A 22,695-nucleotide genomic window follows, 5' to 3' on the forward strand; every position below is an offset into this window, starting at 1 on the left:
GTCCCAGAAAGACGACAAAGCCACTAACTGGCATTGTCGCCATCAACTGGCATTCTTGCGGTCGTTCCGCCATAGCGGCACCTTGATCCGCCACGGACCGCTGTGGACTGCGCCACGTTGCGCGCCCCAACGGTTCCGCCGTACCACACTCACCCCAAAACGGGCGCGCTTTCCGGACATTGGGCTACGAAGTGCCGGGCTGCCGAGTGCGGTGCAACGGTCGGCCAGCCTACCGCGCGCAGTACGACAACAGGATCACGGGACTGCAACCGGCCTCAGGGGGCGCGGTCGGGCAGGGCCCGCCCGTCGCCCGACCACCACCCCTCAACGAGGCGCTTCGCGCCGCAGCAATTCTCCGGTGAGCAGGAACGCGACGCTCCGTTCCTTCTCCGTCCAGGCCCGGATGTCGAGCTCGACGGACTGGAGGAGGGCGCACTCGACCTGGTAGCCGTGCTCGGTCAGATCGCGGCCGACGAGTTCGGCCGCGTCACGGGTCGCCGCGTGCGTCACGATGCGCTGCGGGCGCCGGTCGGCGACCGCGGAGACCACCGCCGCTCCCCCGCCGCCGACACGGACGACGTCGGGCTCGGGGAGGTCCTCCAGGACGTGGGGGGCCTCGCCGCGCACGATCTGGAGCTGGACGCCGAAGCGGCGGGCGGCGAAGTCGGTGCGGGCGCAGGCGTCCACGTCCCGGTCGACGGCGATGACGGCGGCGCCACTACGGGCCGCGTCGGTGGCGAAGGCTCCGCTGCCGCAGCCGATGTCCCAGACGAGGTCGCCCACGCGCGGTCCCAGGCGGGCGAGTTGGGCGGCCCGCAGCAGCTCCGTCTCACCCTCGGCGTACCCGGTGGAGCCGTGCCCGTACGCCTCGGTGGGCAGGGTCCAGCCGCGTGGACCCACCGCCGGGTCGCGGCCGGCGATCCAGTCGCTGTCGGTGCCGGCGACCGGGCCGCCCATGACGATGACGACGTTGGGGTTGCGCCAGGCGCGGTCGGCGGCCTTGTCGGAGGTGAGGATCGAGATCTTTTCGCGCGCGGTGCCCAGTTCCTCGCAGATGACGAAGGTGCGGTGGACTCCGTCGAGGAGCAGGCCGAGTTCGGCGGGGCCCGCGCCGGGCGAGGTGAGGACGGCGACCTTGGTGTGGGCCCGGCACACGTTGACCGCGCGGCGCAGGGTGCGACGGTGGGCGACGACGATCTGGGCGTCGTCCCAGGGCATGCCGGCGCGGGCGAAGGCGGTGGCCACCGAGGACACGGCGGGGACGACCTCGACCTCCAGGCCGAACTCGGGGTTGCGCAGGGTGCGTACGACACCGAAGAAGCCGGGGTCCCCGTCGGCGAGGACGACGGCGGTGCCGCGATGGCCGGCGATGCGGGGGGCCGCGAGGTCGACGCTGCCGAGGCGGACGCGTTCGGCGGCCGGGGGCACTTCGGGGAGTGCGAGGTGGTGGGCGGAGCCGGCCACCAGCGTGGCGGCGCCGAGGGCGGCGCGCGCCGTGGAGCTCAGCGGCGAGCCGTCCCAGCCGATCACCGTGACCCGGTCGGCCATCGTCGTCAGTCTCCAGAGGGTTCGGCGCGGTCGGCGGGCGGCTGGGGGAACCAGGGGTGATCCCGTAGGGAGTCGGCCGTGTCGGGGCTCCGTGAGGGTATCGGGTGTTCCCGTGGTGTCCGGTCGCGTACCCCTCGGTTCAGTTCCAGTCCGAGTACGACGTGAAACCGCCGGTGTCGGCCAGTTCCTCGCCGGCTCCTTCGAGGTCCTCGGGGAGCAGACTCCAGATGATGAAGTCGGTGCGTACGTCGGTCCAGGTGTCGTCCTCGGTACGGACGTGGGCTATGCAGGCGCTCCGCAGGACGCCCTCGCTGATACAGCCGATCTTCTGGGCGACCTGCTGGGAGGCGGTGTTGTCGGCGGCCGTGCGCAGTTCGACGCGCTCGAACTTCTGGTCGCCCAGCACCCATTGGGAGGTGGCCAGCGCGGCCTCGGAGGCGTAGCCCTCGCCGCGCGCCCAGGGGGCGATGATGTACGACAGCTCGGTGGACCGGATGTGCCAGTCCGTCTTGGACAACTGGACGATGCCGACGAGGCGTTGGGTGAGGAACTCGGTGACGGCGAAGTCGAGGCCACGGCCTTCGGTGCGTTCGGCGGGCGCGTACTCGGTGATCCAGGTGTGGGCCGCGTCCTCGGTGAAGGGCTGGGGGACGTCGGTCCAGGCGGCGACCTGTTCGTCGTTCATCATCTCGGCCAGCGCGGGGATGTCGTCCTCGTCAAGGGGGCGCAGTACCAACCGCTCCGTGCTGATGGAGATGTTGGGGAAGGTGCTCGACATGCGCCACTCCGTAACCTTCGAAACCTTCGAACCTGCAAGGCCTGATGAACTGCCCAGCATGCAGCATGCGGCCGCGCAACCGCATCACGGGGTCCACACCCGGTGAGGGAGCGGACCCCGTACGTGTCGGTACGTACCGAGGTGGCGGATACCGGACGGTGGCCGGATCAGAAGGAGGGCATCAGAAGGACGGGATCACGGAGCCCTCGTACTTGTCCTCGATGAACTTCCTGACCTCGGCGGAGGTGAGCAGCTTCGCCAGCTTCGCGACCCGGGGGTCGCCCTCGTCGGTCTTCCTGACGGCGAGGAAGTTGCCGTACGGGTTGTCCTTGGGGGACTCCGAGACGAGGGCGTCCTTCGCGGGCGAGAGATCGGCTTCGAGGGCGTAGTTGCCGTTGATCACCGCGGCGTCCACGTCGTCCAGGGAGCGCGGGGTCTGGGCCGCCTCCAGCTCCTTGAACTCGATGTTCTTGGGGTTCTCGGCGATGTCCTTGGGGGTCGCGTCGTTGCCCACGCCGTCCTTGAGGGTGATGATCCCGTTGGCGTCGAGGAGCTTGAGGGCCCGCGCCTCGTTGACCGTGTCGTTCGGGACGGCGATGGTGGCGCCGCTCTTCAGCTCGTCGGCCGACTTCAGCTTCTTCGAGTAGAGGCCGAGCGGCTCCAGGTGCACGGTGACGACGGGCACGATGTCGGTGCCGTTCTTCTGGTTGAACTCGTCGAGATACGGCTGGTTCTGGAAGTAGTTGGCGTCCACGGACCCGTCCTCGGTCGCCGGGTTCAGCGTGGTGTAGTCGGTAAACTCCCTGACGTCCAGGTCGAGGCCCGCCTTCTCGGCCAGGTTGTCCTTGATGTAGGTGAGGATCTCGGCGTGCGGGACGGTGCTCGCACCGACGACCAGTGGGCCGCTGGTGTCGGAGGCGGAGTCCTTGTCCGAGCCGCACGCGGTCAGACCCAGGGTGAGGGCTCCGGTGGCGAGGGCGGCAGCGGTGAACTTTATGGCGTTACGCACGAAAAGTGCCTTTCCAATTGGGTGTGGCTGTCCCCGTGATGGGTGGTACGGGGAAATCTGCGGGTGGGTGGGAGTGGTACGGAGCGGGTGTTCGGCGGCTCTCAGGCAGCCTTGCCGACGTCCGCGGCAGCCGATTCCTCGGTCGTCGAGCTCACTTCGGGCCTCGCCTTCAGCAGCCGGAACGCGGGCGCGGAGCCGTAACCGCCGCCGCGCCGGTACAGCCTGCGGGCCGCGAGGTCGCCGGCGAACTGGATGACCGAGATGACGACCGCGAGGATCGCCACGGTGATCCACATCAGGCCGGTCTCGAAGCGCTGGTAGCCGTAGCGGATGGCGATGTCGCCGAGGCCGCCCGCACCGACCGTGCCGGCCATGGCGGAGTAGCCGATGAGAGCGACGACGGTCGTGGTGGCCGACGAGATCAGCGAGGGCAGCGACTCAGGTACGAGGACCCGGCGGACGACGGTCCAGGTGTTGCCGCCCATGGCCTGCACGGCCTCGACGAGCCCGTGGTCCACTTCGCGGACAGCTGTCTCGACGAGGCGGGCGAAGAACGGGATCGCGCCGATGGCGAGCGGCACGATGGCGGCCTCACGACCGATCGTCGTGCCGACGACGGCCCGTGTGAAGCCCATCAGCGCGACCATCAGGATGATGAACGGCATGGAGCGGGCGACGTTCACGACCTGCCCGATGACCTTGTTGGCGAGGACGTTCCGAAGGAGCCCGCCACGGTCGGTCAGGACCAGCAGGATGCCCAGCGGAAGCCCGGCGACGACGGCGATCAGCGTGGACCAGCCGACCATGTAGAGGGTGTCCCAACACGCCTGCTCCAGCAGGGGCCGCATTTCGGACCAGGTCACTTGGCACCGTCCTTCACCAGCACGGACTCGTGGTCCGCCCGCTCGACGACATCGATCTGCAGACCCTGCTCGCGCAGGAAGCCGACCGGCACGACGTTCTCCTCGTAACCGCCCGGCAGTGCGATGCGCATCCGGCCTACCTGCCTGCCTCCGACGGTGTCCATCGCGGCGCCGAGGATCGAGATGTCGATGTTGTACGTGCGCGAGAGCTGCGAGATGACGGGCCTGGCCGTCGCGTCGCCGTGGAAGGTGACGTCGATGACCGTGCGGTCGTCCCCGGAGACGTCGCCGCCGACCGGGAAGAGCGAGGCGGCCAGTTCGGAGCCGGGGGTGGCGAGCAGCTCGCTGACGGTGCCGGACTCGGTGATCCGCCCGTTCTCCATGAGGGCCGCCGAGTCGCAGATGGACTTGACGACGTCCATCTCGTGCGTGATGAGCAGCACGGTGAGCCCCAACTGCCGGTTCAGGTCGCGCAGCAACTGGAGGACGGAGCGCGTGGTCTCCGGGTCGAGGGCGCTGGTGGCCTCGTCGGAGAGCAGCACCTTGGGGTCACCTGCCAGGGCGCGGGCGATGCCGACGCGCTGCTTCTGGCCGCCGGAGAGCTGGGCCGGATAGGCCCTGGCCTTGTCGGAGAGGCCGACGAGGTCGAGCAGCTCCAGCGCCTTGCGGGACCGCTCCCTGCCCGACGTACCGAGGATTTCGAGCGGCAGCTCGACGTTGTCCTGGACGGTACGGGTGGAGAGCAGGTTGAAGTGCTGGAAGACCATGCCGATACGGCTGCGCGCCCGGCGCAGTTCCCGGCCCGCCCTGGCTCCGCTCCCGGCCAGGGCGGTGAGGTCCTGCCCGGCGACGGTGACCGTGCCCGCGGTGGGGCGTTCCAGGAGGTTGACGCAGCGGATGAGCGAGGACTTGCCGGCGCCGGACTGGCCGATGACGCCGTACACCTCCCCTTCGCGGACGTGCAGGTCGACGCCGTCGAGGGCGGTGACTTCACGACCGCGCGAGCGGTAGACCTTCGTGAGGCCGGACGTGGTGATCACAGGGGTTTCCGTCACTGTCGAGTGCGCGGGCGTGGGTGTGCCCGGACGCGGGAAGAGGATGTGCGCGGCACGGACCGGTCACGTACGCGAATGCCGGTGTATGAGTCGGAGGAGTCATACGGCTGCGGCGCACGGACATGCCACGGCGGCTCGCTTCGGGGCGCGAGGCTCAGGGGTGGTGCGAGGGCCCTCTAGAAGGCGCACATTCGACACGTACAACGAGCACCGGGCGTCAGGGTCGCCTCGGTCGCAGGAGTGCGGCTGCGCGTCGTGGTCATGCGATCAGTAAAGCAGACGTATGGGCGAGGCCAAGAATGCCCGTCTCATGTCTGTCCATATTCCGGACAGGCCCGCTCCACGGCAGTGATCTCGAGGCGCGACTCCACGGGGCCGACCGCACCAGGCATTTTGAGCCGTAATAGGGTCGCGGCATGCTTGATGCCCTGACGGTCGCTACCGCCGTCGCCGCTCTCGCGCTCGCCGCCTGGTGCGGCTGGGCCGCCTCTCGCGATCAGCCCACCAAGGACTGGCACTTCATCGGCATGGGCGTGGTGACCGTGCTCACCGTGGTCCAGCTGGTGGTCGGCATCGTCCAGCTCGCACGAGGCGAGAAGCCGGAGCAGGGTACGACGATCTTCGTGGCGTATCTGCTGGGCGCGTTGGCATGCGTGCCGGTGACGGGGTTCATGTCGCTGGCGGAGCGCACCCGTTGGGGTTCGGTGACGGTTGCCGCCGGCGGTGTGGTGCTGGCCGTGCTGGAAGTGCGGCTCTATGACATCTGGGGAGGGTGAGATGGCCACGACCGAGAAGACACGGCTCATCAGCGGGCCGGGCACGCTGCTGGTCTGGCTGTACGGCGTGATGGTCGTCGGCGCGGTGTCGCGGTCCGCCGTGCAGATCTCGACCGAGTTCGGCCATGCGCCGCTCGCCTACTCGCTGTCGGCTGTCGCCGGTGTGGTGTACGGGTTCATCACGTACTCGCTGGTGCGGGGTGGGGAGAGAGCACGTCGCGCTGCGCTGGTCTGTTGCGCCGGGGAGCTTGTCGGGGTGTTGGTCGTGGGTACGTGGACCTTGGTCGAGCCGTCCGCGTTTCCCGACTCGACCGTGTGGTCCGACTACGGGATGGGGTACCTGTTCATTCCGGTACTGCTGCCCATCTCCGCCATGTACTGGTTGCGCCACGCGCGTGCGCCTCAGGGGGAGGTTGGCTGAGGTTGTTGCGCGACCGCAGGCCACTTGTGGCTGGTCGCGCCCACGCGGCGGAGCCGCACATTCAACACAGCCCCGCGCTCCTCACAGCATCAGGCCGTTGCCGCGTACGTCCCCGCCGGCTTTTCCAGGACGATCATCGGTACGCCGTCGGTGCCCTTGTCCGTGCCCACCGTTTCGTAGCCGACGCGGCGGTACAGGCGCAGGCCCTTGTCGCTGCGGTGGCCCGTGCTGAGGCGGAACCTCTTGGCACCGCGTTCCTCCGCGAGTGCCGACTCGGCCGCGCGCAGGAGGCGGGCGCCGATGCCGTGGCCCTGGAGGCGTGGGTGGACGCAGAGCTTGCCGATGGCCGCCGTGCCGTCGGGGTTCGGCGTGCCGCGCACCGAGCCGACCACCTCTTCGCCCAGGCGGGCCACGAAGACGCAGTCCGTGCCGACTTCCTCCCGCACGGAGTCCAGGGTCTGGACGAGCGGATCGATCCGGTAGTTGCCGTACAGAGCGGCCTCGCTCTGGAAGCACAGGTACTGCAACCGGAAGATCTGTTCGACGTCCCGTTCCGTCGCCACGGAGATGGTCACGCTCATGCCCATGTGTGCACGCCTCCCGCTCACCTGCTCAGTCGTATGTCCTCACTCCTATCCCCGTGCTTCGCGGGCCGCAACCTCCGGCGTCAGCAAACGACGGAGACATCCCAGGCATCTGGAACGTTCCGGACCAAGACTTCCCTGTGAGATACCCAACTCCCCCGCGATTTCCCGGTAGGTGAGGTCCTTGGGCGACAGCAGCGCCTCCAGCAGGCTCGGGCAGCGGCCGGGCAGCCTGCGTACCGCGTCACGCAGGGCACGGTGCCGGGCGGCCGTGAGGGCGAGCTGCTCGGGGCCCGGTCCCTCGTCGGCCGCCGGCGGGTCGCCGTAAGGCCGTTCGATGCGGGCGGTACGGCGACTGCGGCGGGCCTCGGAGCGGACGGCCCGGCGGAGCCAGTTCCGCGGATCGGCCGGCGGGCCGTCCGAGTCGAGACGTTCCAGGAGGCGGAGCAGGACAGCCTGTTCCAGGTCGCTCGGCTCCGCGCCGTAGGCATATGCCTCCGCCGAGGCCTCGGCGGCGAGCAGGGGACGCAGGTCGGAAACCAAGTCATGGGTCATATGCGGCACGACGCGACCGCCCCGGCGGGAGGTTGCCGGAACGGCCGGTTGTCACCCCAACCGGGGCCGGGCGTTCAGCCGTTGACGAGGCCCCTCGGTCGTCTCGGTCGCCTCAGCCGTCTCAGTCGTTCAGGAAGTCCGCGCGGGCCAGCACACCCGTGTCCGCGTTGTCCGTGAAGACTCCGTCGATACCCGTCGCGAAGTACGTCCGGTACGCCCCGAAGACGTCCCCGTAGGCGTCCACGTCCGTGCCCTTGCGGAAGTTCGCCGGCAGGAAGGGGTTCTCGTTGCGCATGGTGTACGGGTGCAGGATCAGGCCCGCCTTGTGCGCGTCCGCGACCAGGGTGGTCGGTGAGGTGAGCGCGCCCGTCGAGTCCTTGGGGATGACAAGGTCGAGGGTCGGGCCGATGCCCTGCGCGTACGAGGCGATCTCCTTCAGACCGGCCGGCTTGATCAGGTCGGCGACCGTACGGGGGTCGCCGGCCGTCACGAAGTCCCAGGGGCGGCTGTTCGCGGCCGAGAGGAGCACGACGAGCGGGTTGCCCACCAGCCGGTTCAGCCGCTGGATGCCGGTCGGCTCGAAGGACTGGATGATGACCGGCGAGTTCTTCTGGTCCTTGCCGTGCTTGCGCAGCACCTTCGCGACCCGCTCCTCCAGGCCCAGGCCGAGGGCCCGGAAGTAGGTGGGGTGCTTGGTCTCGGGGTAGATCCAGACCTGCTTGCCGCGCTTGCGGGTCTGCTCGTCCTGCCAGCGGAGGACCTCTTCGAAGGTGGGGATCTCCCAGCGGCCGTCGTAGAGGCTGTTGTGCGGGCGGTTGGCCGGAATGCGCTCGATCGCGCGCAGTGTCTTCAGCTCGGCGAGCGTGAAGTCCTCGGTGAACCAGCCGGTGAGGGAGACGCCGTCCAGAACCTTGGTGGTCCTGCGGCTCGCGAACTCGGGGTGGTCGGCGACGTTCGTCGTCCCGCCGATCTCGGGTTCGTGGCGGCAGACGAGGTGACCGTCCTTGGTGGGGACCAGGTCACCGGCCTCGACGATGTCCGCGCCCAGGTCGAGGGCGAGTTGGTACGACCCGAAGGTGTGCTCCGGGCGGTAACCGCTGGCACCCCGGTGGCCGATGATCGTCGGTACGGGCAGGCTCTTCAAGCCACCGCCTCCATGCTTCGCGTCCCGGTGCACGGCCTGCCCGGCGTCCTGGGCGTCGGCTCTCGCCGCGCCGGGCAACCCGACGACCGCGCCGCCCGCACCGAGCATCGCGGCTCCGAGCAGCGTCCGCCGCCCCGTCCCCGCCGACTCCCCCTGCGTATGTCCGTTCGACTCCAGCGTGCCCATGAGCGCCTCTCCTGCCGCACCGATCTGTCCAAACGGACCGATCGTAGGTGCGTGTACATGTCGACAGGGAGACCTGGGACGGAACACGCGGGTCACGCTGGATGTCCGCATCGACTCGGGCGCGGTGGGTACCCGGTCGGTGTGTCCTGTCGACTCGCGCGATCTCCGTCACATTCGTGGCGGACCGTCACCTGCCCGCAACACCGCGCCACCGCAGGTAAACGCGGGTCAACAGTACGTAAGCAGTCGGTGAACCCGATGTGCGTTACCCCCCGAGGCGCGAGTATCGTCCTCACCTGCACAGACTTATACCTATCCCTTGACACCGGAGGGCCTGTTGTCCCGCTTCGCGCTCATCAAGGCACTGCTCGGACCGATCATGCGCCTGATGTTCCGCCCACGGGTGGAGGGCATGGAGCACATCCCCGGAGACGGCCCGGTGATCCTCGCCGGCAACCACCTCACTTTCATCGACTCGATGATCCTTCCCCTGGTCTGCGACCGGCAGGTCGTGTTCATCGGCAAGGACGAGTACGTCACCGGCGCGGGGCTCAAGGGTCGCCTCATGGCCTGGTTCTTCACCGGTGTCGGCATGATCCCGGTCGACCGGGACGGGGCCAACGGCGGTGTCGCGGCGCTGATGACCGGTCGCCGGGTGCTGGAGGAGGGCCGCATGTTCGGGATCTACCCCGAGGGCACGCGCTCCCCCGACGGCCGCCTCTACCGGGGCCGCACCGGCATCGCCCGGCTGACGCTGATGACGGGCGCGCCTGTCGTGCCGTTCGCGATGATCGGCACGGACAAGCTGCAGCCCGGCGGGGCGGGGATGCCCCGGCCGGGGCGGGTCACGGTGCGGTTCGGTGAGGCGATGGAGTTCTCTCGGTACGAGGGGATGGATCGGGACCGGTATGTGCTGCGGGCCGTGACCGACTCGGTGATGACCGAGGTCATGTTGCTGTCCGGGCAGGAGTACGTGGATATGTACGCGACGAAGGCGAAGGCCGCGTAACGGGGGCTGCGGGTTGTTCGTCGGGTGCGGGTCCGCTGTGGCTTGTCGCGCCCCGCCGCGGAGCCGCAGATAGATACAGCCCCGCGCCCCTAAGGGGCGCCCCAGGCGCCCCTCGTGACCAACGCCCCGTCAGGGGTGGTCGCCCCGGCCCTCCAGCCGTTGTCCCTTCAGCAGTACCCAGGCCGCGCCCGCCGCTGCCAGGAGGACCACCGCGCCCGCGCCCGCTGCCAGGGCGATTCCGTCGGTGAAGGCCTCGCGGGCCGCGTTCAGCAGGGCCTCTGCGGTGTGCGTCGGCAGGCCTGCCGCTGTCTCCACCGCGCCGCCCAGTGATTCGTGGGCCTCGGGCGGGGTGCCCGGCGGGGCGTCGAAGTTCCGGTAGGCGCCGGTGACGATCGAGCCGAGCAGGGCGATGCCGAGGGCGGCGCCCAGTTCGTACGCCGTCTCCGACACCGCCGCCGCAGCACCCGCCTGCTCCTTGGGAACGCTGCCCAGGATGACGTCGGAGGTCACGGTGAACGAGAGGCCCGCGCCCACACCCACGACCAGCAGCGCGGTGCCGAGCAGCGGATAGCCGGTCGACCGGTCGACCACGGTGAGCGCCGCCAGGGCCAGGCCGATCGCCGCGAGGCCGCCCGAGACCACGGCCCGTACCGAGTAGCGTCGGGCCGCCGCACCGGCGAGCAGACCCGCCACCACCGCGCCGATCGCAGCGGGCAGTTCGGCGAGGCCCGCTTCCAACGGCCCCCGGCCCTGCACCAGTTGCAGATACTGCGAGAGGAAGAACACCAGCCCGGACAGTCCGAGGATGGTCAACAGGTCGGCGAGTACGGCCCCGCTGAACCCCCGGTCGCGGAACAGCCGCATGTCCAGGAGGGGTATGGGGAGCGTGAGTTGACGGCGCACGAAGCCGTACAGAGCCGCGCCGCCCAGGGCTGCCGCGCCCAGCGCCGGCCACGAGATGCCGTGTGACGCCGCCTCCTTGATGCCGTACACGATGCCGATCATGCCGACGAGCGACAGCACGACGCTTCGCAGGTCCCACGGGCCCGGCGCCGGGTTGCGCGACTCGGGGAGCAGCTTGATGCCGACGAGGACGAGGACCACCATCACGGGCAGGTTGATCAGGAAGACCGAGCCCCACCAGAAGTGTTCGAGCAGGAAGCCGCCGACGACCGGGCCGACCGCGGTACCGGCGGAGGCGGTCGCGCCCCAGATACCGATGGCGAGGCTGCGTTCGCGCGGGTCGTGGAAGAGGTTGCGGATCAGGGCGAGCGTGGCCGGCATCAGGGTCGCACCCGCGACACCGAGCAGCGCCCGCGCCAGAATCAGCAACTCCGGTGTCGTCGCATAGGCGTTGAGCACCGACAGCGCGCCGAACGCGGTCGCGCCGAACAGCAGCAGCCGCTTGCGGCCGATGCGGTCGCCGAGACTGCCCATGGAGACGAGCAGGCCCGCGATGACGAACGAGTAGACGTCGCCTATCCACAGCAACTGGTTGCCGGACGGCTTCAGGTCCTCGCTGATGTAGGGGGTCGCGAGACCGAGAACGGTCGCGTCGACGGCCACCAGCAGCACGGCCAGCACGAGGACGGACAGCGCGAGCCAGCGGCCCGGACGCTTTCCTTCCTCCGTCGCGTGGGCCGGCTGCAGGGTGCTGGTCATGATTCCTCTCTCCGTAGCGCGCCGCCGAGCAACAGCTCGACGATCATGTGGTTGAAGTCCTTGGGGGCACCCTTGCCGCTCTGCACCATCCAGGCCCCGGAGGCCAACAGGCCGAACAGGGCTTCAGTGAGCCAGGCGGGTGTCAGGTCGATACGGAACTCGCCGTTCTGCTGTCCGCGCCGGAACAACGCGGAGATCCGGGCGTCGGTCCGGGCCCAGCCGTCGTTCTGTTCCTCGCCCTCGAACAGTTGGTTCTCCGTGTAGAGAAAGCTGAGCAGCCCCGCGGCAGGCTCGATCTCACGCACGAGGCGCCGTACGGCATCGCTCGCCGCCCCCTCTTCCAGGCGGGCGGCATCGAGCGCCGCCTCGCACTCCTTGATGCCGAGCGACTCCAGTGCCCGCACAAGCGCGTCACGCCCGGCGAAGAGGCGGTGCAGCGTGGCCCGGCTTATCCCGGATGTTCTGGCGACCTCGTCCATGGTGGACGTGGATTTCCGGGTGAGGAGGGCGGCTGCGCTGCGCAGCACGTGTTCACGATCGACAGCCATGAGACAACACTAGACCATATGAGACATGATTGTCTCATCCAAGGCACGTGCGTATCAGGGCTGCTCGTTCAGCGAAGTGCCTCAGTGCCAGGGCAGCCGCGCTCGGCGTTCCCAGTAGACGTGCGGCTCCTCCACCAGCGCGGCCAGGCCCGACAGGTGGTCCTCGTCGAGGTCGACGGCCGCCGCGTGCAGATTCGAGGCGAGCTGGCCCAGCGTGGCCGCGCCGGACAGCACGACCCCCGCCCAGGGCTGCCGTAGCACCACCGCGAGGGCGACGGCGTCCGCGCCGAGGCCCGTCTCCTCGGCGACCGCCCGTACGCCGTCCGGCGCCTGCCCGGCGGCGAGGCGGCCGTTGGCCATGCCCTCCTTGACGATCACCGTCAGTCCGGCGTCGTGGGCCTCGGCCAGCGCGGGCCCGGCGGACGTCTCCAGGACGTTGTACGTCGACTGGACGGTACGGAAGAGGGGCTCGCCGTCGACCGTGACGGCGAGGGCGGCGCGGACGGTGTCGGCCTGGGCCGGGCCGCTGGTGGAGAAGCCCACGGTCAGGCCCTCCGCGGCGGCCTCGGCGAGACGGGCGTGGAGTTGCTTGTCCGACAGGGCCGGGCTGTCGGGAGTCAGCGAGTGGATCTGGTAGAGGTCCAGTCGGGCGCCGAGCAGTTGATCGGTCTCGGCGCGCTGACGCTCGTACGTCGGGAGACTGTGGTCCTTGACCTCGTGCCGCTCGGCGTCGGTGGTCCAGCCGGCGGTGTAGGTGTAGCCCCACTTGCTGCCGATGACCACGTCGTTTCGGCCGGGGGTCTTGTTGAGCCAGTCCGCGAGGAACTCCTCTGAGCGGCCGTAGGAGCGGGCCGCGTCGAAGTAGCGGACGCCTTGGGCGTAGGCGGCGTCGAGGAGTTCGTGGGTTCGGGTGCGGAGTGCGTCTGCCGTGCGGTGCTCTGCGAGGCCGAGGTCGTGGTCTCGGCCCAGGTTGATATAGCCGGGGCGGCCGACTGCGGCGAGGCCGAGGCCGATGTGACAGGTGGGGGTGGTGGCGGTGGCGAGTCGGGCGAAGGGCATGCCGACAACGTAGCGCGGGATGCCCTTCGCCTCCGGGAGTGGGTTGTGCGGATTCTTTGGCGGGTGCGGCGCCGTCGTGGCTGGTCGCGCCCACGCGGCGGAGCCGCAAATCGATACAGCCCCGCGCCCCTTTAGGCCTGCTGCCGAGCCGTTGCCCAAGCGTGCTGGTCGGCCACGTTCTGCTTGACCTCTGCCAGCTGGATCGCCACCGCGCTCGGGGCCGTGCCGCCGCGGCCGTTGCGGGAGGCCAGGGCGCCGTGGACGTTCAGGACCGTGCGGACCTCGGGGGTGAGGTGGGCGCTGATCTTCGCGAACTGGTCGTCGGTGAGGCCGTCCAGCTCCACCCCGTCCGCCTCGGCGGCCTTCACGCACTCGCCGGCGACCTCGTGGGCGACCCGGAAGGGGACGCCCTGCTTGACCAGCCACTCGGCGATGTCGGTCGCGAGGGAGAAGCCGGCCGGGGCCAGTTCCTCCATGCGCTCGCGGTGGACGGTGAGCGTGGCCATCATGCCGGTGAAGGCGGGGAGCAGGACCTCCAGCTGGTCGCAGGAGTCGAAGACCGGCTCCTTGTCCTCCTGGAGATCGCGGTTGTAGGCGAGAGGCAGGGCCTTGAGGGTGGCCAGGAGGCCCGTCAGGTTGCCGATCAGACGGCCGCTCTTGCCGCGCGCCAGCTCCGCGATGTCCGGGTTCTTCTTCTGCGGCATGATCGACGAGCCCGTGGAGAAGGCGTCGTGCAGGGTCACGAAGGAGAACTCCTTCGTGTTCCAGATGATGATCTCCTCGGCGATCCGGGAGAGGTTGATCCCGATCATCGCCGTGATGAAGGCGAACTCGGCGACGAAGTCGCGCGAGGCCGTGCCGTCAATGGAGTTGCCCACGCTGCCGTGCTCGAAGCCGAGGTCCTTGGCGACCGACTCCGGGTCCAGGCCGAGGCTGCTGCCCGCGAGCGCGCCCGAGCCGTACGGGGAGACCGCCGTGCGCTCGTCCCACTGGCGCAGCCGCTCCGCGTCCCGCGACAGGGGCTGGACGTGGGCCAGGACGTGGTGGGCGAACAGGACCGGCTGGGCGTGCTGGAGGTGGGTGCGCCCGGGCATCGCCACGTCCGGGTGGGCTTCCGCGAGGCCGATCAGCGCGTCCTGGAGGTCGGCGATCAGACCGCCGATCGTCCGGGCGTGGTCCCTCAGGTACATGCGGAAGAGCGTGGCTACCTGGTCGTTGCGTGAGCGGCCGGCGCGGAGCTTGCCGCCGAGGTCGGGGCCGAGGATCTCCAACAGGCCGCGTTCCAGGGCCGTGTGGATGTCCTCGTCGGCCATCGTGGGGGCAAGGGTGCCGTCGGCGAGGTTCGCTTCGAGCTGGTCGAGGCCGCCCAGCATGCGCGTCAGCTCGTCGTCCGTGAGCAGGCCCGCCTTGTGCAGCACGCGCGCGTGGGCACGCGAGCCGGCGATGTCGTAGGGCGCGAGCCGCCAGTCGAAGTGGACGGACGCGGACAGCTTGGCCAGGGCCTCGGCGGGACCGTCGGCGAACCGGCCGCCCCAGAGCCGTACGTCACCGCTGTTGCTGCTCACTTGCGTTGCTCCTCGAAAAGCAGGGGGTTGATGTGCGACCGCCTCCCCGCCCGTACCCGGGAGGGGAGGCGGTGGCAACGGTATCGGTTACGCCTGGTCGCGCTTGGCCGCGATCTTCGACGACAGGCTGTAGATGTCGATGAAGCCCTTGGCCGCGGCCTGGTCGAAGGTGTCGCCCGTGTCGTACGTGGCGAGGTTGAAGTCGTACAGCGAGGTGTCGGAACGCCGACCCGTGACGACCGCGCGACCACCGTGCAGGGTCATCCGGACGTCGCCGTTGACGTGCTGGTTGGCCTCGTTGATGAAACCGTCCAGGGCACGCTTGAGCGGGGAGAACCACTGGCCGTCGTAGACCAGTTCGCCCCAGCGCTGCTCGACCTGGCGCTTGTAGCGGGCGAGTTCACGCTCGACCGTGACGCTCTCCAGCTCCTGGTGGGCCGTGATCAGGGCGATCGCGCCCGGAGCCTCGTACACCTCACGGGACTTGATGCCGACGAGACGGTCCTCGACCATGTCGATCCGGCCGATGCCCTGGGCGCCGGCGCGCTCGTTGAGCTGCTGGATCGCCTGGAGGACGGAGACCGGCCTGCCGTCGATGGCGACCGGGACGCCCTCCTTGAAGGAGACGACGACCTCGTCGGCCTCGCGCGGGGTGGCCGGGTTCGAGGTGTACTCGTAGATGTCCTCGATCGGGGCGTTCCAGATGTCCTCCAGGAAGCCCGTCTCGACCGCGCGCCCGAAGACGTTCTGGTCGATGGAGTACGGGGACTTCTTGGTGGTGGCGATCGGGAGCTGCTTCTCCTCGCAGAAGGCGATCGCCTTGTCGCGGGTCATCGCGTAGTCACGGACCGGGGCGATGCACTTGAGGTCGGGGGCGAGGGCGACGATGCCGGCCTCGAACCGCACCTGGTCGTTGCCCTTGCCGGTGCAGCCGTGGGCGACCGTGGTGGCGCCGTGCTTCTGGGCGGCGGCCACGAGGTGCTTGACGATCGTCGGCCGGGAGAGGGCGGAGACCAGCGGGTAGCGGTCCATGTAGAGGGCGTTGGCCTTGATCGCCGGGAGGCAGTACTCCTCGGCGAACTCGTCCTTGGCGTCCGCGACCTCGGCCTCGACAGCGCCGCAGGCGAGCGCGCGCTTGCGGATGACGTCCAGGTCCTCGCCACCCTGGCCGACGTCGACCGCGACGGCGATGACCTCGGCGCCCGTCTCCTCGGCGATCCAGCCGATGGCGACGGAGGTGTCCAGACCGCCTGAGTAGGCGAGTACGACGCGCTCGGTCACGGATTCTCTCCTCACACTGCATTCGCTGACATGCATGAGTATGCAGAACTCTGCATGATTCGTCAATCTCGGGAAAATTTCTTACGGATGTTTGACGAGTCTTTGAACACGCGAAACCGCTTACCCGTACCTCACGCCAGACGCAGGCGCCGCGTCTGTACAGCGAGTTGAACCACACAGCCACCCCTGACCCGAGTGAGGCATCCGCATGTCCAGGGCTCTTCCGAAGTACAACAAGCGTCGCGTGGGCATCATCGGCGGCGCCGCCGCAGTGGCTCTGTCCGGTGCGATCGTCGCCGGCTCCGCCCTTGCCGGGGAAACGTCCAACAACAAGACCACCACCCAGGCGACCACCAAGGCCGCGGTCGCGACGGTGAACTGCCCGGCGGTCGCGAACAGACTGCCCGCGATCCCGGCGTCGGCGCAGGCCGAGGTCACCCGCAACCTCGCCCTGCTCAACACGCAGATCGCCGAGGCCAACAAGCGCATCGTCGACACCCAGGGTCAGGGTGGCCCCAACTTCATCCAGAACGCGATCGTCGGCCCGCTCAAGGACAAGCGCGTGGCGACCATCAACCGCATCGCCACCGCCATCGGCCGCACGGCCGCCAAGCCGGTCGGCCTCGACGCGCTGGCGCCCTGCACCCTGAACGCGGCCGGTGTCGTGCCTGCCGCCACACCGAGCGCGACGGCGACCCAGCAGGCGGGCGGCAACGCGGGGAACACCGGTAACACGGGGAACACCGGCAATGCGGGCAACACCGGCGCCGGCACCATCAGCTGCCCGGACGTGGCCTCGCAGCTGCCCGCGATCCCGGCGTCGGCGCAGGCCGAGGTCACCCGCAACCTCGCGCTGCTGAACACGCAGATCGCGGAGGCCAACACGCGGCTCGTGAACACCCAGGGTCAGGGTGGTGCGAACTTCGTCCAGAACGCGATCGTCGGCCCGCTCAACGGCAAGCGTGAGTCGACCATCGACCGCATCGCCATCGCCATCGGCCGCACCGCTGCCAAGCCGACCAACCTGGGCTCGCTGGCCGCCTGCACGTTCACCAAGTGACGTGACAGGCACTGTGGCCGCCCCGACGCAAGCGCCGGCCGGGGCGGCCACGGGCCTGTACAGACCTGAAGCGCTGTAGCTCCACAGCCGCAGAGGCGTCACCAAAAACCTTAGACGGGCGAACGACTTTCCCGGACAATGACCGGTCATGGGAAAAACCTACGAGCGCATCGACGGCCGCCTGCGTACCTTCATCGAGGCGCAGCCCCTCTTCTTCACCGCGACCGCCCCACTGGCCGGCGACGGAACGGTAAACCTCTCCCCCAAGGGCCTCAAGGGTTCCTTCGTGATCCTCGACGAGCGAACCGTGGCCTATCTCGACTTCGCGGGGAGCACCGCCGAGACCGTCGCGCATCTGCGCGAGAACGGCCGGATCACTCTCATGTGGTGTGCCTTCGAGGGTCCGCCGAACATCGTCCGGGTGCACGGCCGCGGTGAGCCCGTCTTCCGGGACGGCCCGCGCTTCCCGGAACTCCTCGCCCGCTTCCCGGACATCGACGCCACCGCGCACGGTCTGCGCGCGATCATCGTCGTACGCGCCGAACTCGTCCGGGACAGCTGCGGATACGCGGTGCCCCTCATGTCGTACGACAGCGACCGCGATCTGCACGGCAGGCGCTTCGCGCGCGAGGACGACGCCTCGCTCAGCGCCTACTTCGAGAAGAAGGACCACATCGCGACGAGCCTGGACGGACTCCCGGGGCTGCCGTTGCCGCTACCGCCCAGTACCCTCTGAGCCATGCGTCCCGGAGCCGCCGTCGTCCTCGCGTCCGCGTCCCTTCTCATGCTCGCCCCCGGTGCCCCTGCCACGGCCGCGCCGCCGCTGCCCGCCCTGTTGGCCGACACCGGCGGCGGCACCCAGCTGATCACGGCTCAGGCGCCGCGCGCCAAGGCGACCTCGGGCACGCTGACCTGGTGGGACCTGCGCGACGGGACGTGGACGAAGGCCGGTTCCGCGCCCGCGCGCTTCGGTGCGAACGGGCTCGTCCAGGGTGACCACCGCAGACAGGGCACGAACACCACTCCCGCCGGGCTGTACGACCTGCCGTACGCCTTCGGCATCAAGGAGGCGCCGGCCGGCACCAAGGTCACGTACCGGCCCGTGCTGCAGAACTCCTGGTGGTGCGAGGACAACGACTCGCGCTCCTACAACCGCTGGACCGAGCCCCGCCCCGCCGACTGCCGGGCCACCGAGTCCGAGCACCTGATCGCGTACCCGCAGCAGTACGCGCAGGCGTACGTCATCGGCTTCAACTACGCCACGCCGGTACGGCAGCGCGGTGCGGGCATCTTCCTGCACGTCAACGGGCGGGCGGCGACGGCCGGCTGTGTGTCGGTGCCGGCGGACGCGATGCGGGCGATCCTGGCGTGGGCCGATCCGGACCGTCGGCCGCACATCGCGATCGGTACGTCGCGCGGGCCGACGGCCATCGTCCGCTACTGAGCACCACCGACTGCCGCCCGGTGGGTGTTACCGGCCGTCACCCCATTTAACTGGCATTTAACTCTGGACTTGTCGGGTCTCTGAACACTCGGCGGTCGTGGCACGTATCTGAGGGCCAAGGGGCCAAGCCTCTCGACTAGACCCCGTCCCACGGAGGAACCGTGACCACCACGATCCAAGGCGGACGTGCCGCGCGGCGCCAGACGATGCGTCGCATCCGACCTCGCCGCTCGCCCGCCGTCCCGCTGCTGCTCGTCGTGGCGGCGGGTGCGGCCGGAGTGATCTGGCTGTGGTGGAACAACACCGCCTCCCTGGCCGACACCACCGCCCAGATCATCGCGGCGGGCCGGATCACCGGTCTGCTCGCCGGTTACCTGATGGCGCTGGTGGTGCTCCAGATGGCCCGGGTGCCCGCGCTGGAGCGCCGGGTCGGCTCGGACCGGGTGGCACGCTGGCACTCGATGAGCGGCCGGTACACGCTCTGCCTGGTCGTGGCGCACGTCGTCCTGATCATGTACGGGTACGCCCTCCAGGCCGGGAAGACGTTCGGCGACATCGTCCAGCAGACGGTCGACTCGGTGAACCAGCTGCCCGACATGGGCAAGGCTGCCATCGGCACGGGCCTGCTGGTGGTCATCGGGCTCAGCTCCATCGGCCCGGTACGGCGGATGATCCCGTACGACCTCTGGTACCACGTGCACCTGCTGACGTACGCGGCCACGTTCCTGACGTTCTGGCACCAGCTCTCCACGGGCAACGAGTTCGTCGTGGAGCCGGCCGCGAAGACCGCCTGGTACGCGCTGTACGGCTCGGTGACCGCGCTGGTCCTCTGGTACCGCATCGTCACGCCGATCCGGCTGAACATGCGCCACCGGCTGCGGGTCGAGGCGGTCATCGAGGAGACCCCGGGCATCGTGTCCGTCCTGATGAGCGGCCGGAAGCTGCACCGGATGGGCGCCGAGGCGGGCCAGTTCTTCCGCTGGCGCTTCCTGGCCCCCGGTATGCGGTTCAGCTCGCACCCGTACTCCCTGTCGGCGGCCCCCCGCCCCAACATGCTGCGCATCACCGTGAAGGCGATCGGCGACCACAGCTCGGCCCTGCGCGAGCTGGAGCCCGGAACCCGGGTGTGGGCCGAGGGCCCGTACGGCGCCCTGACCGCCGCCAAGCGCAGCCAGGGCAAGGTGCTGCTGGTGGCCGGCGGTGTCGGTATCACCCCGATGCGCGCCCTGTTCGAGACCCTGCCCGGCGCGGCGGGCGACCTGACCCTTCTCTACCGGGCCAACAGCACCCAGGACCTGGCCCTGTGGGACGAGCTGGCGATCATCGCCAACGAGCGCGGCGCCCGTCTCATGTACGCGGTGAACAGCCCCGACGGAGAGCGCCCGGACATCTCGCCGGAGTCGCTGCGCCGGAAGCTGCCGGACATCGACGACCACGACGTCTTCCTGTGCGGGCCTCCCGGCTTCGCGCAGGGTGTGTACGAGGCTTTGCGCGGCGCGGGTGTTCCGGCGCGCCGTATCCACCACGAGTCGTTCGAGATGTGAGCGACGGGAGCCAGGAGCGATGAAGAAGAGTCACCCCTTTCGGCGCGTCATGCTGGCGAGTGCCGCCACAGTTTCCGGAATCGTGCTGCTGCTGACGCTGAAGCCGTCGTCGGACCCCGGGTCCGCGCAGGCTGCCGGCGCTCTGCCGCAGCAGACGGCGGCGGCACAGGAGTCGGCCCAGGGCGGCGCCGCCGCCAAGGACGGCACCTTCACCGGCGACACCGTCCAGACCCAGTACGGCCCGGTCCAGGTCCGCGTCACCGTGAGCGGCGGCAAGATCACCAAGGCGGAGGCGCTCCAGCAGCCCAAGGGCGGCCAGAGCGACCAGATCTCCGGCAACGCGATCCCCAAGCTCAACCAGGAAGCGGTCACCGCCGGCCTCGACGGCAGTATCGACGCGATCTCCGGCGCCAGCTACACCAGCGCGGGCTACGGGAAGTCGCTCCAGTCCGCCCTGGACAAGGCCAGTGCGGGTACGGGTACGGGCGCCACCGGCGGCGGTGCGGCCCAGGCCGCCACGGTCACCGGCGACGCGGTCGACACCCAGTACGGCCAGGTCCAGGTCCGGATCACGGTGAGCGGCGGCAAGATCACCAAGGCGGAGGCCGTCAAGGCCCCGAGCGGTGGCCAGAGCACCACGATCTCCGGCAACGCCGTACCCAAGCTCAACCAGGAAGCGGTCGCCGCCGGCACCTCGGACATCGACGCGATCTCGGGCGCCAGCTACACCAGCGCGGGCTACAAGAAGTCGCTGCAGTCGGCCCTGGACAAGGTTCCCGCCGCGGAAGCGGACAAGGGGACGGGCGCGGGCGCGGCTCCGGCCGACCCGACACCCAGCCCGACACCCAGTTCGGCAGCGGGCTCAGGCGGGGCGGCGGCAGGCGGGGCGACCTCCAACGGGGGCGGCACGTACACCGGGAGCGTGGTCCAGACGGAGTACGGCCCGGTGCAGGTCCGGGTCACGCTGACCAAGGGCAAAATCACCTCTGCGTCCGCGGTCCAGGCGCCCAGCGGCGGCCGGAGCGACCAGGTCTCCGCGGACGCGATCCCCAAGCTCAACCAGGAAGCGGTGACGGCGGGCGACGGCGACATCGACGCGGTGTCGGGCGCCAGTTACACCAGCGCGGGCTACAAGAAGTCTCTCCAGTCGGCCCTGGACCAGGCCGGTGGTTGATCCCGCGGAAGCTCCCGTAGCGGTACGTCATGCGGAGGAGGTCATGGGGACCGTCTTCTCTTTCGACGTCCGCGGCGGGGACCCCCGTGCGGTCCAGGTGGCGCTGGCAGCGGCGATCGCCGGACTGCACAAGGTCAACGAGGTGTTCAGCACCTATCGCGAGAACAGCCAGATCTCCCGGCTCGCCCGCGGTGAGATCTCCCTCGCCGACTGCGACCCGGAGGTCGCCGAGGTACTCGACCTGTGCGCCGAGGCGGAGCGGGTGAGCGAGGGCTGGTTCAGCCACACCTACCAGGGGCAGATCGACCCGACCGGCCTGGTCAAGGGTTGGGCGGCTGAACGCGCGGCCAGAACCCTGATGGCGGCCGGGGCGAGCGGCGTCAGCGTCAACGGCGCCGGAGACGTCCAGCTGTGCGGCGCGCCGGGCCCTCAACGCCCTTGGCGGGTAGGCGTGTCGGACCCGCTCCGCCCGGGCGGCCTGGCGGCGGTGGTCTCGGCGGCGGGCGCCGACGAACTGGCGGTGGCCACCTCCGGCACGGCGGAACGCGGCACCCACATCGTCGACCCCCGCACCGGCAAGTCCGCGGTGACGGACCTGGTGGCGGTGACGGTGGTCGCCCCGAAGCTGACCTGGGCGGACGCCTGGGCGACGGCGGCGTTCGCGATGGGGTCAAGACAGGCGCTGAGCTGGCTGGAGTCGCTGCCGGACGTAGAGGCGCTGCTGATCACGGCGGGCGACGAGGTGAGATGCACGGGGGGCCTGGCTAGACGCTTGGGGTGAGGGGAGTGCTTTCAGAGGCGCGGGGCTGTATCAATTTGCGGCTCCGCCGCGTGGGCGCGACAAGCCACAGCGGACCCGCACCCAAAACTCAACCGCTCAATGCCCCTTCTGAGCCAACCCCAACAAATGATCAGCCAACGCCTGACCCCCCGCAGGATCCCGACTGATCAGCATCAACGTGTCGTCCCCGGCGATCGTCCCGAGGATATCGTGCAGTTCGGCCTGATCGATCGCCGACGCCAAGAACTGCGCGGCCCCCGGAGGGGTCCGCAGGACCACGAGATTCGCGGAAGCCTCCGCGGAGATCAGCAACTCCGCGGACAGTCGCCGCATCCGCTCCTCCTTCGCCGACTCCCCCAGCGGAGCGCGAGGCGTACGGAACCCGCCCTCGCTCGGCACCGCGTAGATGAGATCGCCGTCGTTGTTACGGATCTTCACCGCGTTCAGTTCGTCCAGGTCCCTGGAGAGCGTCGCCTGCGTGACGGTGAGCCCGTCGTCCGCGAGCAGCTTCGCCAACTGACTCTGCGACCGCACCGGTTGCCGGTTGAGGATGTCCACGATCCGGCGGTGGCGTGCGGTGCGGGTCTGCGGTACGGCAGGCCCCGCGTGCTCGTGTTCCTGCGCCTGCGTCATCGTCGTCGTCTCATTC

General features: G+C 69.6%; 23 protein-coding genes. 9 read left to right on the top strand and 14 right to left on the bottom strand.

Features of this window, described 5'->3' with window-relative positions:
* Nucleotides 1-324: 324 nt before the first annotated feature.
* From cbiE to G3I71_RS15710, 5 genes are all read right to left on the bottom strand, one after another.
* Nucleotides 325-1,548, bottom strand: coding sequence for a precorrin-6y C5,15-methyltransferase (decarboxylating) subunit CbiE (cbiE, locus tag G3I71_RS15690; protein ID WP_164315136.1), 1,224 nt, complete (start codon nt 1,546-1,548; stop codon nt 325-327).
* Nucleotides 1,549-1,687: 139 nt separating this feature from the next.
* The gene (locus G3I71_RS15695) at nt 1,688-2,326 is read right to left on the bottom strand and encodes a GNAT family N-acetyltransferase (protein ID WP_164315138.1); all 639 of its coding nucleotides are present in this window, start codon (nt 2,324-2,326) and stop codon (nt 1,688-1,690) included.
* 181 nt (nt 2,327-2,507) lie between these two features.
* Entirely contained in the window at nt 2,508-3,335 is an 828-nt protein-coding gene (locus G3I71_RS15700) for a MetQ/NlpA family ABC transporter substrate-binding protein (protein WP_164315140.1), read from the bottom strand.
* A gap of 101 nt (nt 3,336-3,436) precedes the next feature.
* On the bottom strand, nt 3,437-4,198 hold the full coding sequence (locus G3I71_RS15705; protein WP_164315142.1) for a methionine ABC transporter permease: 762 nt from the start codon (nt 4,196-4,198) through the stop codon (nt 3,437-3,439).
* Nucleotides 4,195-5,238: an ATP-binding cassette domain-containing protein gene (locus tag G3I71_RS15710; protein WP_164315144.1), complete on the bottom strand. Its 1,044-nt coding sequence runs from the start codon at nt 5,236-5,238 to the stop codon at nt 4,195-4,197. Before G3I71_RS15710 ends, G3I71_RS15705 begins: the two co-directional genes overlap by 4 nt.
* 431 nt (nt 5,239-5,669) lie before the next feature.
* On the opposite strand from G3I71_RS15710, the gene G3I71_RS15715 reads away from it, so the two are divergent.
* Together G3I71_RS15715 and G3I71_RS15720 are read left to right on the top strand one after the other, a co-directional pair.
* Entirely contained in the window at nt 5,670-6,029 is a 360-nt protein-coding gene (locus G3I71_RS15715) for a hypothetical protein (protein WP_164315146.1), read from the top strand.
* Nucleotides 6,010-6,450 carry a hypothetical protein gene (locus tag G3I71_RS15720; RefSeq protein ID WP_164315148.1) on the top strand — a complete coding sequence of 147 codons (441 nt, stop codon included), beginning with the start codon at nt 6,010-6,012 and terminating at the stop codon, nt 6,448-6,450. Before G3I71_RS15715 ends, G3I71_RS15720 begins: the two co-directional genes overlap by 20 nt.
* An 89-nt stretch (nt 6,451-6,539) precedes the next feature.
* Here the strand turns inward: G3I71_RS15720 and G3I71_RS15725 are convergent, their stop codons facing one another.
* From G3I71_RS15725 to G3I71_RS15735, 3 genes are all read right to left on the bottom strand, one after another.
* Nucleotides 6,540-7,037: a GNAT family N-acetyltransferase gene (locus G3I71_RS15725; protein WP_164315151.1), complete on the bottom strand. Its 498-nt coding sequence runs from the start codon at nt 7,035-7,037 to the stop codon at nt 6,540-6,542.
* 45 nt (nt 7,038-7,082) lie between these two features.
* Nucleotides 7,083-7,589 carry an RNA polymerase sigma factor gene (locus tag G3I71_RS15730; RefSeq protein WP_164315153.1) on the bottom strand — a complete coding sequence of 169 codons (507 nt, stop codon included), beginning with the start codon at nt 7,587-7,589 and terminating at the stop codon, nt 7,083-7,085.
* A 121-nt stretch (nt 7,590-7,710) separates the two neighbouring features.
* On the bottom strand, nt 7,711-8,919 hold the full coding sequence (locus G3I71_RS15735; RefSeq protein ID WP_164315155.1) for a glycerophosphodiester phosphodiesterase: 1,209 nt from the start codon (nt 8,917-8,919) through the stop codon (nt 7,711-7,713).
* Nucleotides 8,920-9,256: 337 nt separating this feature from the next.
* Between G3I71_RS15735 and G3I71_RS15740 the strand changes: the two genes are divergently transcribed.
* Nucleotides 9,257-9,928 carry a 1-acyl-sn-glycerol-3-phosphate acyltransferase gene (locus G3I71_RS15740; protein ID WP_164315264.1) on the top strand — a complete coding sequence of 224 codons (672 nt, stop codon included), beginning with the start codon at nt 9,257-9,259 and terminating at the stop codon, nt 9,926-9,928.
* A gap of 129 nt (nt 9,929-10,057) precedes the next feature.
* Here G3I71_RS15740 and G3I71_RS15745 read toward each other — a convergent pair whose 3' ends face one another.
* The 5 genes from G3I71_RS15745 to G3I71_RS15765 all read right to left on the bottom strand — a co-directional run bounded on the left by G3I71_RS15745 (nt 10,058) and on the right by G3I71_RS15765 (nt 16,043).
* Nucleotides 10,058-11,590 carry an MFS transporter gene (locus tag G3I71_RS15745; protein ID WP_164315157.1) on the bottom strand — a complete coding sequence of 511 codons (1,533 nt, stop codon included), beginning with the start codon at nt 11,588-11,590 and terminating at the stop codon, nt 10,058-10,060.
* On the bottom strand, nt 11,587-12,138 hold the full coding sequence (locus tag G3I71_RS15750; RefSeq protein WP_164315159.1) for a TetR/AcrR family transcriptional regulator: 552 nt from the start codon (nt 12,136-12,138) through the stop codon (nt 11,587-11,589). Before G3I71_RS15750 ends, G3I71_RS15745 begins: the two co-directional genes overlap by 4 nt.
* Nucleotides 12,139-12,219: 81 nt before the next feature.
* The gene (locus G3I71_RS15755; RefSeq protein ID WP_164315161.1) at nt 12,220-13,197 is read right to left on the bottom strand and encodes an aldo/keto reductase; all 978 of its coding nucleotides are present in this window, start codon (nt 13,195-13,197) and stop codon (nt 12,220-12,222) included.
* A gap of 131 nt (nt 13,198-13,328) precedes the next feature.
* Nucleotides 13,329-14,762, bottom strand: coding sequence for an argininosuccinate lyase (argH, locus tag G3I71_RS15760; protein ID WP_164315164.1), 1,434 nt, complete (start codon nt 14,760-14,762; stop codon nt 13,329-13,331).
* 87 nt (nt 14,763-14,849) lie between these two features.
* Nucleotides 14,850-16,043 carry an argininosuccinate synthase gene (locus G3I71_RS15765; RefSeq protein ID WP_164315166.1) on the bottom strand — a complete coding sequence of 398 codons (1,194 nt, stop codon included), beginning with the start codon at nt 16,041-16,043 and terminating at the stop codon, nt 14,850-14,852.
* Nucleotides 16,044-16,251: 208 nt separating this feature from the next.
* Here G3I71_RS15765 and G3I71_RS15770 point away from each other — a divergent pair, with 208 nt between their 5' ends.
* The 6 genes from G3I71_RS15770 (at nt 16,252) to G3I71_RS15795 (ending at nt 22,046) form a co-directional block, all read left to right on the top strand.
* Complete coding sequence (locus G3I71_RS15770; protein WP_164315168.1) at nt 16,252-17,103, top strand: hypothetical protein; 852 nt, start codon at nt 16,252-16,254, stop codon at nt 17,101-17,103.
* Nucleotides 17,104-17,251: 148 nt separating this feature from the next.
* Nucleotides 17,252-17,839 (top strand): pyridoxamine 5'-phosphate oxidase family protein, encoded by a 588-nt coding sequence (locus G3I71_RS15775; protein ID WP_164315170.1) that lies wholly within the window; start codon nt 17,252-17,254, stop codon nt 17,837-17,839.
* A 3-nt stretch (nt 17,840-17,842) separates the two neighbouring features.
* On the top strand, nt 17,843-18,547 hold the full coding sequence (locus tag G3I71_RS15780; RefSeq protein WP_164315172.1) for a L,D-transpeptidase: 705 nt from the start codon (nt 17,843-17,845) through the stop codon (nt 18,545-18,547).
* A 161-nt stretch (nt 18,548-18,708) separates the two neighbouring features.
* Nucleotides 18,709-20,091 carry a ferredoxin reductase family protein gene (locus G3I71_RS15785; protein WP_164315174.1) on the top strand — a complete coding sequence of 461 codons (1,383 nt, stop codon included), beginning with the start codon at nt 18,709-18,711 and terminating at the stop codon, nt 20,089-20,091.
* 19 nt (nt 20,092-20,110) lie between these two features.
* Nucleotides 20,111-21,265 carry an FMN-binding protein gene (locus G3I71_RS15790; RefSeq protein WP_164315176.1) on the top strand — a complete coding sequence of 385 codons (1,155 nt, stop codon included), beginning with the start codon at nt 20,111-20,113 and terminating at the stop codon, nt 21,263-21,265.
* Nucleotides 21,266-21,308: 43 nt separating this feature from the next.
* A complete protein-coding gene (locus G3I71_RS15795) occupies nt 21,309-22,046 on the top strand; it encodes an FAD:protein FMN transferase (protein ID WP_203730383.1) in 738 nt (245 codons plus the stop codon).
* Nucleotides 22,047-22,142: 96 nt separating this feature from the next.
* Here G3I71_RS15795 and G3I71_RS15800 read toward each other — a convergent pair whose 3' ends face one another.
* Nucleotides 22,143-22,679 carry an arginine repressor gene (locus G3I71_RS15800; protein WP_164315180.1) on the bottom strand — a complete coding sequence of 179 codons (537 nt, stop codon included), beginning with the start codon at nt 22,677-22,679 and terminating at the stop codon, nt 22,143-22,145.
* Between the last annotated feature and the right edge of the window lie 16 nt (nt 22,680-22,695).

This window comes from Streptomyces sp. SID12501 (assembly GCF_010550245.1).
Taxonomy (GTDB): domain Bacteria; phylum Actinomycetota; class Actinomycetes; order Streptomycetales; family Streptomycetaceae; genus Streptomyces.

What these genes read in the sequence shown, in the direction of transcription:
- cbiE (WP_164315136.1), bottom strand. Translation starts at nt 1,548, where the DNA reads ATGGCCGACCGGGTCACGGTGATCGGCTGGGACGGCTCGCCGCTGAGC.
- G3I71_RS15695 (WP_164315138.1), bottom strand. Translation starts at nt 2,326, where the DNA reads ATGTCGAGCACCTTCCCCAACATCTCCATCAGCACGGAGCGGTTGGTA.
- G3I71_RS15715 (WP_164315146.1), top strand. Translation starts at nt 5,670, where the DNA reads ATGCTTGATGCCCTGACGGTCGCTACCGCCGTCGCCGCTCTCGCGCTC.
- G3I71_RS15720 (WP_164315148.1), top strand. Translation starts at nt 6,010, where the DNA reads ATGACATCTGGGGAGGGTGAGATGGCCACGACCGAGAAGACACGGCTC.
- G3I71_RS15725 (WP_164315151.1), bottom strand. Translation starts at nt 7,037, where the DNA reads ATGGGCATGAGCGTGACCATCTCCGTGGCGACGGAACGGGACGTCGAA.
- G3I71_RS15730 (WP_164315153.1), bottom strand. Translation starts at nt 7,589, where the DNA reads ATGACCCATGACTTGGTTTCCGACCTGCGTCCCCTGCTCGCCGCCGAG.
- G3I71_RS15735 (WP_164315155.1), bottom strand. Translation starts at nt 8,919, where the DNA reads ATGGGCACGCTGGAGTCGAACGGACATACGCAGGGGGAGTCGGCGGGG.
- G3I71_RS15745 (WP_164315157.1), bottom strand. Translation starts at nt 11,590, where the DNA reads ATGACCAGCACCCTGCAGCCGGCCCACGCGACGGAGGAAGGAAAGCGT.
- G3I71_RS15750 (WP_164315159.1), bottom strand. Translation starts at nt 12,138, where the DNA reads ATGGCTGTCGATCGTGAACACGTGCTGCGCAGCGCAGCCGCCCTCCTC.
- G3I71_RS15755 (WP_164315161.1), bottom strand. Translation starts at nt 13,197, where the DNA reads ATGCCCTTCGCCCGACTCGCCACCGCCACCACCCCCACCTGTCACATC.
- G3I71_RS15770 (WP_164315168.1), top strand. Translation starts at nt 16,252, where the DNA reads ATGTCCAGGGCTCTTCCGAAGTACAACAAGCGTCGCGTGGGCATCATC.
- G3I71_RS15775 (WP_164315170.1), top strand. Translation starts at nt 17,252, where the DNA reads ATGGGAAAAACCTACGAGCGCATCGACGGCCGCCTGCGTACCTTCATC.
- G3I71_RS15780 (WP_164315172.1), top strand. Translation starts at nt 17,843, where the DNA reads ATGCGTCCCGGAGCCGCCGTCGTCCTCGCGTCCGCGTCCCTTCTCATG.
- G3I71_RS15790 (WP_164315176.1), top strand. Translation starts at nt 20,111, where the DNA reads ATGAAGAAGAGTCACCCCTTTCGGCGCGTCATGCTGGCGAGTGCCGCC.
- G3I71_RS15795 (WP_203730383.1), top strand. Translation starts at nt 21,309, where the DNA reads ATGGGGACCGTCTTCTCTTTCGACGTCCGCGGCGGGGACCCCCGTGCG.
- G3I71_RS15800 (WP_164315180.1), bottom strand. Translation starts at nt 22,679, where the DNA reads ATGACGCAGGCGCAGGAACACGAGCACGCGGGGCCTGCCGTACCGCAG.